This is a genomic window from Methylotenera sp. N17, from assembly GCF_000799155.1.
GTDB lineage: Bacteria > Pseudomonadota > Gammaproteobacteria > Burkholderiales > Methylophilaceae > Methylophilus.
Window position 1 is genome coordinate 306,451 of sequence record NZ_JUGE01000001.1, and the last position, 12,626, is coordinate 319,076.

A 12,626-nucleotide genomic window follows, 5' to 3' on the forward strand; every position below is an offset into this window, starting at 1 on the left:
AGTTTAAGCTGCCGCTGTTTCTGGCGCTTGATCCACAAAGTAACTGACCCGTTTGCGCGGATTGATTTGCTTCAATACCTCGGCTGGGATTTGCGCATGTTTTAAGCAAGCAGTAATGTTGATATTCACTTCTTCACGTAAATCCACAATTACATCCTCTTCATCCTTGCCTTGTTTTGAATGTATTTTGACATAAGGTTTCAGCGGGTAATTGGGGTTCACTGAGACTACCGTTGCATATTGCTCATTAGACAATTTGACTATGCTGCCTGGCGGGTACACGCCCAGTGATTTGATTAAGCGTTTGAGTAAGTCTTCATCAAACTTGGAGCGTTGGTGTGCAAACATATAGGCCAACGCTTCATAAGGCGTTTTAGCCCCAGACATATTTTTAGGGTTGCATAGGCTGTCGTAATTATTGGCCAAGACAATGATTCTGGCCAACGGATCCGTTTGTTCTGCCTTCAGCCCTGCAGGATAACCAGAGCCATCAGCCAGTTCATGATGTTGCAGTACAATTTTGGAGATTCTGGGCGAGAGGCCTATGGACTTGACCATGCGCGCACCAAATTCCGAATGCAATTGATAGTGGGCATGCTCGCCGTGGGTGAGCGGATCTTTCTTCAATAAAATCTTATCGCTGACTTCTAGCTTGCCGATGTCGTGAAGAATAGCGGCCAACCCAAGCAGTTGCGCATCTTCTCTGGAGATTTCAATCGATTTTGCCAAAATCATCGATAGCACTGTGACGTTGAGCGCGTGCTGATAATGCGCATCACTAGAACGATTGCCATTGAGTGCATGAATAGCAATATCACCTTCGCACAGTGTGCTTTCCACAATGTCATTGACGAGTAGTGTCGCTTGTTCCAGGCACTGCTTGGAGGATGACAGGATATTGCGTTGAATATTTTTAATGGTATCACTGGCGACGACAAACTTTTTCTCACTTTCATCAATTGCATGGTGTAATTGTTTGTGCCGCAATAACTTTGCGTCAATCACAGGCTCAGTTGTTTCTGCCAGTACGGCAGACTCTTCGGCATGCGCTAGTGCTTGCTCCGCTGCCAGTACTGGTTTGATCAGATTTAAATTGGATTTGACAGGGAGCGGTGGGCAATCACTTCGTTTTGGATCATAACGTAGCGTTTTTAAACCAATGCCTTTGATTTTTTGAATTTGTTCTTCATTGTGTAATTTAAAGTTGCTTAGTGTAAATGGGTGATCCATCCATCCTAAATCCAGATGGACGTACAATCCAACTCGCAGTTGATTCACATCAATGGTGCAAGTACTAGTAGACATGGTAACTTCCTTTTTCTTCTTTATTTTTATTAATCAATAGCGAAAATTCATCTGCTGTAATGGGTTTGCTATAGAGGTAGCCCTGTGCCTCAATACATCCCATTTTTCTTAAAAACTGTACTTGCTCTGCGGTTTCTACTCCTTCTGCAATCACTGAAAAACCAAGGCTGTTGGCCATGGCATAAATAGCGCTGGCAATGGCCGCGTCGTCTAAATCATCGGGTAAATCACGTACAAAAGATCGGTCAATCTTCAACTTGTCTAAGGGTAAGCGTTTAAGGTTGGAGAGCGAAGAGTAGCCGGTGCCAAAGTCATCAATAGCAAGGCGCACGCCCAAACTTTTAATGCGGTCAAAAGTGCTAATCACATGCTCGGTATTCTGCATGACCGTACTTTCGGTAATTTCTAACTCTAACATCGATGGCACGCAGTCTGAATGAATCAGCACACCGTAGACCGTATCGGCAAAATTACTTTGCATGATTTGAATGCCGGACACATTCACAGCAATCCGCTTCAGCGAGTTGCTGCCATCTATCCACTCTTTTGCGCGCATAGCCGCTTGTGTCAGTACCCATTCGCCTATCTGTAAAATAATGCCGGTCTCTTCTGCCAAAGGGATAAATTTGGCCGGTGAAACAAGACCATATTCCGGATGATTCCAACGCACCAGCGCTTCTGCGCCAATGATTTCCCCAGTCTGTAGAGAGACTTGCGGTTGGTAGTACACCTCAAACTGTTGGCGTTCTAATGCGCGCCGCAGTTGATTCTCAAGATTAAAGCGTTCCAGTACATCGGCACTGTGTTTTTTGGTGTAATAGCAATAGTTGTTTTTGCCCATGTTCTTGACTTGATACATGGCTATATCGGCCGCTTTAATCACACTGTCCACATCTTTGCCGTCGTCCGGATATAGCGAGATACCAATGCTAGCGCTGATATACAACTCTTTATTATCAATCAAAAACTCCGATTGCAGGGCGGTGAGAATACTCTTGGCTTTATGCGCAGCGTCGTCTATGTCATGCAAGTTATCCATCATGACAATAAACTCATCGCCGCCCAAACGGCCGACCACATCACTCTCGCGGATGGATTGCTTGATTCTGCGCGATACTTCAAACAACAACTGATCGCCTACCGGATGCCCCAGACTATCGTTGATGGCTTTGAAGCGATCCAGATCAATAAACAGCAACGCAATTTGGCGTGATTCACGTTCCGCGCGTTTAATGGCGTGTTCCAATAACTCGTTGATGAGTCGCCGATTTGGCAACCCGGTGAGTGGGTCATGATTCACCAACTCGTAAAGTTTGTTTTGTGACTGCTTCACCTCGGTGACGTCAGCAAACACCCCCACGTAATTGGTAATCTGGTGCTCGTGGTTTTTGACGACAGTAATCGTCAGCCACTCATGATATTCCTCACCGTTTTTGCGATGGTTAATCACTTCGCCGCACCATTTGCCTTCACTAGATAGGCTTTTCCACAAATCGTGTTTGCCTTGCTGAAATACAATCGGCGTAGCACCCAAAATCTCTTCTTCACTATAGCCGGTAATATCGCTAAAGCCTTTGTTGATACCAATGATGCTGCCGTTGGTGTCAATAATCATAATGCCTTCGCTCGCACTATCAAACGCAATTTTAGCCAAATTTAAGCTACGGCCAGTGTGTTCCCGCTGAATGGCTACGCTGAGCGAGCGGCCTATTGCCATTAGAGAGCCTAGTTCTTGCGAGCTGGTTTTGTCTGTATCGTAACAACGTTCAATGATGATATTGCCCCACCACTGATGCTCCACAAACAGCGGGACAATCGCAATGCAGATGCTGTCGTGTTGCTTCAGTAGCTGACGCTCTGCTTTGGGTAAATCGCTCATCTCGCTAAAGACCGGATTGCCTTTTTGCAGAATCTCTTTCCAGCGGCTCAAGCGCGTATCGTCAAAATTAATGGCTTCCAGGTTGTTCACTGGTACCATAAATCCAGGGGTAGACCATTGATACAGTAGCTTGGAGTAAGTATCCGTGCTCTCGTCATATGGTATATTTTTAAGGATAGCAGCGCGCGTAAAGCGTAGTGCCAGACAAGATTGCTGCAATACGGTTTTAGCGACTGAGTGCCAAGAATCCGCAGAGTGTAATAACCAGTCGCAAGAAATCAGCGCATCCAGAATCGCGCTGCGGTTGTGCAATTGCTTTTCAATAAACTTCTGTTCGCTGATATCCTGGGCGTACATCACCAAATGCTGGCGTGAGGCATCACTGTTAAACGTGGCAATCTTGCTCACATCCAATGTTTTTTCAGAGCCTTGCGGTAAATAGATGATTTCCTCATTGCGATACGCTTTTTGTGTTCGCCAAGTCGTTTCATCGGATTTTTCTGAGTACTCAAACGCGGTTTTAAATACCGGGTGAATGCCAGATGCAATATCAAAATTAGTTTGATACGCGTAATCTTGCATGGGTATTTGGAATAAGCTGAGTAACTTTTGATTGGCGCGAAGCCAGCGATTGTTGCCATCTTTGATGCAAATGTAATCCGGACTGGTATCAATCACGGTTTGTAATAATTGCTCGGTTTGCCGTAGCTTAATTTCAGATAGCACTTGGCCGGTAGTATCGAACATATACAGCAATTGCAAGTGCTCTTGCTGATTCAGCAGATCAATCACATAGACTTTGAGGGTGCGCACTTGCCGTTCTAGGGCATATTGCAACGTGAATTCAGATTGCCGTTCCTTAATCTTTTCCAGCAGATGCTCCAGCATGCTGGTGGCTGGATGACGCTTGCGTGACTTGCTCGCAGGTTGGTCAAGATTAAAAATTCTACGTGCAAATGTGTTGGTGTAATTAATCGTGCCGTCATCTCTGAGCGTCATTACCGCCACTTCATGCAAGGCATCCAGCAATTGCCAAGCCAATGGCTGACCATCCTGTGGTATCGCCTCAGCGTCCACCGGCTTGACCTTGTCGGTTTGAATCTTGTGAATTTTCTTTGAATGCTGCACTGCTCACATTGCCTCGTTAGATTGCATACTGCAAGGCTGCTAGTTAGCAATGCCTTGACGCCCATTTTTTTGATACTTGATATAGATAGCTTAACGGTGCAATTTACATAAAACTTTAGGCCACCAATCGATAAAATTACACAATTTAAAAACGTACATTTCTCTGAAAAAAGCAGATGAAATGCGTTACCATATTGACCATGTATACATCAATCCTTATCCCAGTATTGGCGCTGTTTATGGCCGTGTTTTGCCATGTCGCTAATGCGCATGAAGCCCATACCCAATATCAAGCCAATCACCTTGCCATTAGCGTGACCATAGACCCACAGGGCCAGCTATGGCGGGCAAGTGTTAAAAACGGCTATGTGTGGGTAGATAAAAGTGCAGATTTAGGTAAGACTTTTGCTGCTGCGGTGAAAGTAAATCCGGTTGCCATGAAAGTCGCTGCGGATGGTGAAGCAAGACCTAAAATTGCGGTTTCTCCAGAAGGGTTTATCTACCTGAGTTGGACCGAATCACTCAAAGCGCCCTATGCCGGCTATATCTGGTTTGCGCGTTCTACCAGCCAAGGCAAGCAATTTGATGCGCCCATCATTGTGCATCAAGACCGTGCTGAGATTACGCATCGTTTTGATGCCTTGCATGTTGCACCCAATGGCCGTATCACGGTGACATGGGTAGATAAACGCGACTTACTGGCGGCAAAGGCTGCGAACAAACCGTATGAGGGCGCTGCCATTTACTATGCAGTATCTACCGATAAAGGCAGCTCTTTCCAAGTAGAACAAAAGTTAGCGGATAACAGTTGCGAATGCTGCCGCATTGCCACCACACACAAACCCGATGGCACGGTGGTTGCCTTATGGCGACATGTGTTTGAGGGGAGCGAGCGCGACCATATGATTGCAGAGATTCCTATACAAAAACAAACGGTTATGCCGCATCGTGCAACGTTTGGACGTTGGAAAATCGACGGTTGCCCACATCATGGGGCAGCATTGGCCAGCGGTGGTGAGGGCGCTGATTGGTGGGGTTACCACATGGCTTATTTTGATGGTAACGATAAGAATCCTGGTTTGTATTACAGCCGCATGGATGGTGTTGCTTGGGTGTCTTCACCAGCCAAAAAGTTTGGCGACAATACCAAGCAAGCTGGACACCCGGCCGTGGTCAGTGTGGGTAAACAAGTGTGGCTAGTATGGCGTGAAATCAAAGACGGCCAATACAGCATCTGGGGCATGCAGTCAGATGATGAGGGCAAGACATGGCAAGCCCCTAAGTCGTGGTTGACCAGCAGCCAGAAATTAGACTACCCCGTATTATTGGTGCATCGGCAGCGACCTTATTTAGCCTGCAATGGCGAACAGTTTGGATTAACCCTACTTTCATTGTTGACATCGTATTGAAAAATGCAAAAACCGCCCCACCTTAATAACAGACAAAGATTAAGGAGGCGATAATGCGTTTCGATAAGTTAACCACTAAATTCCAACAGGCCTTGGCCGATGCACAAAGCATTGCGCTGGGTGCCGATAACCCCACCATAGAAGCACAGCATTTATTACTGGCCATGTTGAATCAAGATGACGCCAGTACTGGCGCACTATTGGCGCGTGCTGGTGTGCAAGTCAATCCACTAAAAGCAGCATTAAATCAATCCATTAGTAATTTACCTAAAGCCACAGAAGCCAATGGCGAAATTGCTATCTCTCGTGATTTAAACAACTTACTGAATGTGACAGACAAGCTCGCACAAAAGCGCAATGATGCATACATTGCCAGTGAGATGTTCTTATTAGCATTGGCCGAAGACAAAGGCGAGACGGGTAAGCTACTAAAATCTAATGGCCTGACCAAAGCGGCACTAGAAGCAGCGGTGCAAACGGTACGTGGCGATCACCATGTGGACAGCCAAGAAGCGGAAGGACAACGCGAAGCACTGAAAAAATACACCATGGATTTAACCGAGCGTGCACGCATGGGTAAGCTAGACCCAGTGATTGGCCGTGACGATGAGATTCGCCGTGCGATTCAAATTTTAGGCCGCCGTACCAAAAATAACCCCGTGTTGATAGGTGAACCAGGCGTCGGTAAAACTGCCATTGTTGAAGGCTTGGCGCAACGTATTGTGGATGGTGAAGTCCCTGATACCCTCAAAAACAAAAAAGTATTAAGCCTAGACATGGCCGCTTTATTGGCGGGTGCTAAATATCGTGGCGAGTTTGAAGAGCGCTTGAAATCCGTGCTCAAAGAGTTGGCACAAGATGAAGGCCAAACCATTGTGTTTATTGATGAAATTCATACTATGGTGGGCGCCGGTAAAGCGGAAGGTGCGATGGATGCTGGCAATATGCTCAAGCCTGCCTTGGCGCGCGGTGAGCTGCATTGCGTGGGCGCGACCACTTTGGATGAGTACCGTAAATACATCGAAAAAGATGCGGCGCTAGAACGCCGTTTCCAAAAAGTGCTGGTGGATGAACCTTCAGTAGAAGCCACTATTGCCATTTTGCGCGGCTTGCAAGAGAAGTACGAATTGCACCATGGCGTAGAGATTACTGACCCGGCGATTGTCGCAGCGGCGGAATTGTCACATCGTTATATCACCGACCGCTTTTTGCCAGACAAGGCCATTGATTTGATTGATGAGGCAGCCAGCCGCATCAAAATGGAAATCGACAGCAAGCCAGAAGTCATGGATAAGTTAGATAGACGCTTGATTCAATTGAAAATTGAGCGTGAAGCCGTGCGCCGTGAAAAAGACGAAGGTAGTAAAAAGCGTTTTGAGTTGATTGAAGAAGAAATCACCAAACTCGAAAGAGAATATGCGGATTTAGAGGAAATCTGGAAAGCAGAAAAAGCGCAGGTACAAGGTTCTGCGCATATTAAAGAAGCCATTGAAAAGATTAAATTTGAGATGGAAGAAGCCACACGCAAAGGCGAATGGCAGAAAGTATCGGAGCTGCAATATGGCAAATTACCAGCGTTAGAAGCACAGTTAAAACAAGCCTCTACCGCAGAAGCCAACGTGGGTGAAGTGAAACACAAAATGCTGCGTACCGAAGTCGGTGCTGATGAAATTGCCGAAGTGGTGAGCCGTGCCACAGGCATTCCAGTCAGCAAAATGTTGACGGGTGAGCGCGATAAATTGCTGACCATGGAAACCAAATTGCATGAGCGTGTAGTGGGGCAAGATGAGGCCGTGCGTTTGGTGTCGGATGCCATTCGACGCTCTCGCTCAGGTTTGGGCGATCCGAATCGCCCCTACGGCAGCTTTTTGTTTTTGGGCCCGACTGGCGTGGGTAAAACAGAGTTATGTAAAGCCTTGGCTGGTTTCTTATTCGATTCGGAAGACCATCTGATTCGTATCGATATGAGCGAGTTTATGGAGAAGCATTCGGTTGCACGTATGATTGGTGCGCCTCCTGGCTATGTGGGTTATGAAGAAGGCGGTACGCTGACCGAAGCAGTACGTCGCAAACCGTATTCCGTGATTTTGCTGGATGAGGTGGAAAAAGCGCACCCCGATGTATTCAATGTATTGCTACAAGTGTTGGATGATGGCCGTTTAACCGATGGACAAGGCCGCACGGTAGATTTTAAAAATACCGTGATTATCATGACCAGCAACTTGGGTAGTCAGATGATCCAAAGCATGACCGGCGATGACTATCAACTGGTGAAACTGGCAGTGATGGGCGAAGTGAAAAGTCATTTCAGACCGGAGTTCGTTAACCGGATTGACGAAGTGGTAGTGTTCCACGCACTAGGCGAAGCGCATGTGAAATCGATTGCCAGTATCCAGTTGCAATACTTGGCCAAACGCTTGAATGCAATGGATATGCAATTGACGGTGACTGATGCTGCCATGGCAGAAATCGCCAGTGCCGGCTTTGATCCGGTGTATGGTGCAAGACCATTGAAGCGTGCAATCCAGAGCGAAATCGAGAATCCATTGGCACGCGAAATTTTAAGTGGGAATTTTGTGGCCAAAGATACTGTCGTAGTAGATTGTAAGGCAGGAAAAATGATGTTCAGCAAAGGTTAAGCCACACGCAGTAACCACATAGGGGTGATACGCACGACGCATATGATGAATACGAAGGGCTATATCACCTCTATTTTATTGGCTGTGGGATGTGCCAGCGCACCGGCGTGGGCATTTACTTCTAGCCAGCTGGAAACATTCGATAATGAGCCGCCGCTGGTGCGCGGTATGCTAGAGCGCGCCAGTTTATTGTTAGATGAGGACGAAGAAGAGGCTGCCTGGAAAGCGGCCGATTTGTATTGTCAGGCTTCACGCTATGGTAGCGCAGAAGGCGCATACCGCTTAGGTATGTTGTACGCAGTGGGGCGTGGTGTGCCAGCAAACCGTGATTATGCCGCCAATTTGTTTGGCATTGCCTCGGCGCATGGCCATGCAGAAGCACAAAAAATGCTGGAAACCGTGGCGTTGACCACGCAACAAGCGCCTGCATGCGTACTGAGTGAAGTTTCCCCAGAAAAATCACCAGATACAACTGCACCGCGACAATCTGCAGCGATTGATGCCTACATTGCTACATTGCCCAGGCATAAACGCTGGGTGGTGGAGTTGGCAGACAAAATTGCCAGTTGGCATCAGGTAGATAGCAAACTGGTGCTGTCTATCATTACGGCAGAATCAAACTTTACCATTGCCGCACAATCCAACAAGGATGCACAGGGGCTCATGCAATTGATTCCGGCGACTGCAGAACGCTTTAATGTAAAAAATGCTTATAACGCTAGCCAAAATATTAAAGGTGGTGTGAAATATTTGCGTTGGCTGTTGTCTTATTTTAGGGGGGATGTAGCCTTAGCCGTGGCCGCCTATAATGCAGGAGAGCGTACCGTTGATCGCTACCATGGCATCCCGCCTTATAAAGAAACGAAAGCCTATGTGAAAAAAGTCATGGGCTTGTACCAGTCGCCGTACCACGTGTTTGATGCCAGTATTACAGCGCCATCGCCGATCATCAGCACATTAAAAACACAGTCCAAAGCAAAGAAAGCGAGAGTGTTATGAAACAACTATTATCGATATTGATGGCTACATCCGTACTCTTGATGCTGGCGGGTTGTGCCACCACAGGTAACAGCCCGACACAAGCTGAAGTAGAACGTATTTCGCCGGAGGAGCTGGAGAAGTTGATCCCACCGGCCGTTGCCACTGTAAGTTTGGAAGAGTTGGTGGCCGATGCCAAACAGGGGAAAACACCAGATGAGATTATCGAAAAAATTAAGTCCAGCAATTCGCGCTATGACCTCACGCCCGCGCAAAGTCTAGATTTGAACAAACGGGGCTTGGATATTAAAGTGTTAGAATATATTCATCAATCCAACGAGCTTGCACGCCAAAATGCGTTGGCAGATGAAATCAATAAGCGTGAACAAGCGCGTAGGCTGAGCGAGAAAAAGTTGAAACGTGAACGCGACCTTGCACAGATGCGTGGGTATGATCCCTATTGGGGCTTTTATTATGGCAGGCCTTGGTATGGTGGACCGTTCGGGTATTCTCCGTTTGGCTACCGCTATGGACCAAGATTCGGCTGGGGTATGGGTTATGGTTGGTAAGTCATTGTTTGGAGTCACATGCGTCAAAGTACAGAAACACTGGTAGTCAAAGCACAAGGCCGTCGCTTATACGATATCACACCGCAAGTCATGCAATGGGCGAATGCGCAAGGATTACAAACCGGATTGTTGACGCTGTATATTCAACATACGTCGGCCAGCCTGCTGATGAATGAAAATTACGACAGCGATGTACTGGTCGATATGGAAGCATTTTTTAATCGGCTAGTGCCAGATGGTGACGAGCTATTTATCCATACGGTGGAAGGCCCTGACGACATGCCTGCGCATGTGCGCACAGCGCTCACGCAAACCAGTCTATCTATCCCGCTATTAGAAGGCAAAGTGGCATTGGGGCAATGGCAGGGTATTTTTTTGTTTGAACACCGGCATATGCCAGCGACACGACGCGTGTTGATGCATGTGATTGGTGCGTAGCGTTTCTCCGTGTTAAATGGTTGGATAAGTGGGGTGCGACAGCAAGGGCGTCCGCTGACGGTTAGTGAGCGTGATACGTTTAAACCCTATTTTTCTAGTGTTGTGATTGAACAAGCGCGCATCATTGAAGGCGCCGTGCCAATGTGGCTAAGTCAGCGTATGTGTGCGGTGGTGTTGCAACATCGTATTTTTTTCAGGGCTGGCGTGTATCAGCCTAATACAAGGCAGGGTACAGAACTGCTGGGGCATGAGTTGGTGCATGTATCGCAGTTTCTACATGGCATGACACTATTAAAGTACCTTTGGTCCTGTCGGCGTGGTTATCGACATAGTGTCTACGAGCTAGAAGCTTATGCAAAAGGCGCGATGATAGCGCGAGATGTAGGAGCAATCTGACTTAAATTTAGAGAGTTCACCTACTGTTTTTGTGTGGTGCGCAATGTAGGATTGTTGATACTAATCACAATATCGTGGTATTGTGTTAGAAACATTGGCTAAGTCTTTGTATATAAATAGTATATAAATAAATATTTGCAATTATTTTTTTGGAGGGTATATGAAATTTACATCATCAGTTTTGGTTTCTGCATTATTGGCAAGCTTGTTATTAACTGCTTGTGGTGAGAAGGCGGAAGAAGCACCAGCGGCACCTGCTGCTGAGGCGGCACCGGCAGCTGCAGCGCCAGAAGCGGCTCCAGCAGCGCCTGTGGCAGGTGGTTACGAGCCAACAGCAGAAGAGCGCGTACCAGGCATCACATTAACTGCAGAAGAGTTGGCAGGTGCAGCACCAGCAGAAGCACCGGCTGCGGAAGCGGCACCAGCAGAGGCCCCTGCAGAAGGTAGCTAAGTATTAGCTTGCTGCAGTCTCACTGAGCTATAGTCTTATTTAGCAATATATCCACTTAATCGTCTCACTTAATCGTATTAAGTGGATATCGGTAATAAAAAAGCGCACTTGCAGTGCGCTTTTTTATGTGGGCTTTACTCAGTATGCATCGCACAACACCCATGCACTATTATCTACTAGCGCACATTGCTCCAACTCAACGGGTCAAACGGTACGCTGTTTCTGCGCAGCTCATAATACAGTCCATTGCTTTCATTGCCACCACTATTGCCTACTGCCGCAATCGTGTCACCACCGCTGACTTTCTCCCCCACGTTTTTGAGCAAGGCTTGATTATTGCCGTATAAACTCATATAGCCGCTGCCGTGATCCACAATGATTAAATTGCCAAAACCACGCATCCAATCTGCAAACACAATGCGGCCACTAGCAATTGATTTCACTTCATTGCCTTCATTGGCACGAATAAATAGGCCTTTCCAGCTCACACCGGTGTCAGAGCGTACCGCGCCAAAACGATTGCTTACTTCGCCGCGTACAGGCAACCGCAATTTTCCGCGCAAGCTGGGAAAGTGCACACCATCCACATCATTGTCCGGCAAGGTCTCGTTACGTGCGATGGTTTGATTTTCTGGTGCTGGTTGCGTTGTATTAGATGGCGTTGTGTTGGGTCGACCAGAAGCTTTTTTTGCGGATTTTGCTTTGGCTTTTTGCTGGGCGAGTTGTTTTTTCTTTTGTGCAGCCGCAAGTTTTGCTAACCGTTCAACTAGGTTGGACAGATTTTTCTCATCACGTTTGAGTTTGCTGATTTCACTGCGCTGCGCTGCGATTTTTTGTGAGAGTGATTGGACGACTTTGGCTTTTTCTTGCTTTTGTTGCAGTAACGCTTTCTTTTCTTCTTCCTGTTTTTGTTTGAGTGCGGCCACTTCATTCAACTTTGCCGCAGTTTCATCATTCAGGCTTTCTACTTTACGCAAATTGCCCTGCATCTCATTTATTAACTGGCTGCGTGCCTTGGCAATATAGGCAAAGTATTTCAAATCACGTGCGATTGCATTGGGGTCTTTGTTTTCCAACATCAGTTGCGTATAGCTTTGGTTGCCATGTAAATATTGTTGATATAGCTGTTGGCTTAACTGCTGTTGTTGGTCAGATAGCGCGTCATTGATGCGCAGCGATTGCTGCTTGAGTTGTGTGAGTGTGACACTATTCTGTTTTTGCTTGAGACTGATTTCGTGTAATTTTTTTTGCGCTTTGCTAATGGCAGTTTCTGATGCTTTGAGTGCGTCCGCCGCATCTTTATGCGCATCGGTAGACGCGTCTAATTCTTTCTTAAGCGACTCGATTTTTTCATGCACATCTTTTAAATCATCTTTGGCAGCATCTGCTTTCTTGGCTGCCAACACAGAGTGCGCAGCTAACAAACCAAGCATA

The 12,626-nt window shown here is 46.9% G+C and carries 10 protein-coding genes; 7 read left to right on the forward strand and 3 right to left on the reverse strand.

Features of this window, described 5'->3' with window-relative positions; genetic code table 11:
- Positions 1–3 precede the first annotated feature (3 nt).
- Complete coding sequence (locus FG11_RS01560) at positions 4–1,305, reverse strand: HD-GYP domain-containing protein (RefSeq protein WP_047532722.1); 1,302 nt, start codon at positions 1,303–1,305, stop codon at positions 4–6.
- Positions 1,295–4,312, reverse strand: coding sequence for an EAL domain-containing protein (locus tag FG11_RS01565; protein WP_047532724.1), 3,018 nt, complete (start codon positions 4,310–4,312; stop codon positions 1,295–1,297). Before FG11_RS01565 ends, FG11_RS01560 begins: the two co-directional genes overlap by 11 nt.
- Positions 4,313–4,512: 200 nt before the next feature.
- Between FG11_RS01565 and FG11_RS01570 the strand changes: the two genes are divergently transcribed.
- From FG11_RS01570 to FG11_RS01600, 7 genes are all read left to right on the forward strand, one after another.
- Complete coding sequence (locus tag FG11_RS01570; RefSeq protein ID WP_327036991.1) at positions 4,513–5,721, forward strand: exo-alpha-sialidase; 1,209 nt, start codon at positions 4,513–4,515, stop codon at positions 5,719–5,721.
- A gap of 53 nt (positions 5,722–5,774) precedes the next feature.
- Positions 5,775–8,360: an ATP-dependent chaperone ClpB gene (gene clpB / locus FG11_RS01575; protein ID WP_047532727.1), complete on the forward strand. Its 2,586-nt coding sequence runs from the start codon at positions 5,775–5,777 to the stop codon at positions 8,358–8,360.
- Positions 8,361–8,402: 42 nt separating this feature from the next.
- Positions 8,403–9,359: a transglycosylase SLT domain-containing protein gene (locus tag FG11_RS01580; RefSeq protein ID WP_235276320.1), complete on the forward strand. Its 957-nt coding sequence runs from the start codon at positions 8,403–8,405 to the stop codon at positions 9,357–9,359.
- Positions 9,356–9,907, forward strand: a complete 552-nt coding sequence (locus FG11_RS01585; protein ID WP_047532731.1) for a hypothetical protein — start codon at positions 9,356–9,358, stop codon at positions 9,905–9,907. Before FG11_RS01580 ends, FG11_RS01585 begins: the two co-directional genes overlap by 4 nt.
- An 18-nt stretch (positions 9,908–9,925) precedes the next feature.
- Entirely contained in the window at positions 9,926–10,345 is a 420-nt protein-coding gene (locus FG11_RS01590) for a secondary thiamine-phosphate synthase enzyme YjbQ (protein WP_047532733.1), read from the forward strand.
- Positions 10,346–10,354: 9 nt separating this feature from the next.
- Positions 10,355–10,741 carry an eCIS core domain-containing protein gene (locus FG11_RS01595; protein WP_047532734.1) on the forward strand — a complete coding sequence of 129 codons (387 nt, stop codon included), beginning with the start codon at positions 10,355–10,357 and terminating at the stop codon, positions 10,739–10,741.
- Positions 10,742–10,901: 160 nt separating this feature from the next.
- Positions 10,902–11,192 (forward strand): hypothetical protein, encoded by a 291-nt coding sequence (locus FG11_RS01600; protein WP_020183887.1) that lies wholly within the window; start codon positions 10,902–10,904, stop codon positions 11,190–11,192.
- Between the two features lie 176 nt (positions 11,193–11,368).
- Here FG11_RS01600 and FG11_RS01605 read toward each other — a convergent pair whose 3' ends face one another.
- Positions 11,369–12,625 carry a murein hydrolase activator EnvC family protein gene (locus FG11_RS01605; RefSeq protein WP_081978166.1) on the reverse strand — a complete coding sequence of 419 codons (1,257 nt, stop codon included), beginning with the start codon at positions 12,623–12,625 and terminating at the stop codon, positions 11,369–11,371.
- Position 12,626: the final 1 nt, after the last annotated feature.

What these genes read in the sequence shown, in the direction of transcription:
- FG11_RS01560 (WP_047532722.1), bottom strand. Translation starts at nt 1,305, where the DNA reads ATGTCTACTAGTACTTGCACCATTGATGTGAATCAACTGCGAGTTGGA.
- FG11_RS01570 (WP_327036991.1), top strand. Translation starts at nt 4,513, where the DNA reads ATGTATACATCAATCCTTATCCCAGTATTGGCGCTGTTTATGGCCGTG.
- clpB (WP_047532727.1), top strand. Translation starts at nt 5,775, where the DNA reads ATGCGTTTCGATAAGTTAACCACTAAATTCCAACAGGCCTTGGCCGAT.
- FG11_RS01580 (WP_235276320.1), top strand. Translation starts at nt 8,403, where the DNA reads ATGATGAATACGAAGGGCTATATCACCTCTATTTTATTGGCTGTGGGA.
- FG11_RS01585 (WP_047532731.1), top strand. Translation starts at nt 9,356, where the DNA reads ATGAAACAACTATTATCGATATTGATGGCTACATCCGTACTCTTGATG.
- FG11_RS01590 (WP_047532733.1), top strand. Translation starts at nt 9,926, where the DNA reads ATGCGTCAAAGTACAGAAACACTGGTAGTCAAAGCACAAGGCCGTCGC.
- FG11_RS01600 (WP_020183887.1), top strand. Translation starts at nt 10,902, where the DNA reads ATGAAATTTACATCATCAGTTTTGGTTTCTGCATTATTGGCAAGCTTG.
- FG11_RS01605 (WP_081978166.1), bottom strand. Translation starts at nt 12,625, where the DNA reads ATGCTTGGTTTGTTAGCTGCGCACTCTGTGTTGGCAGCCAAGAAAGCA.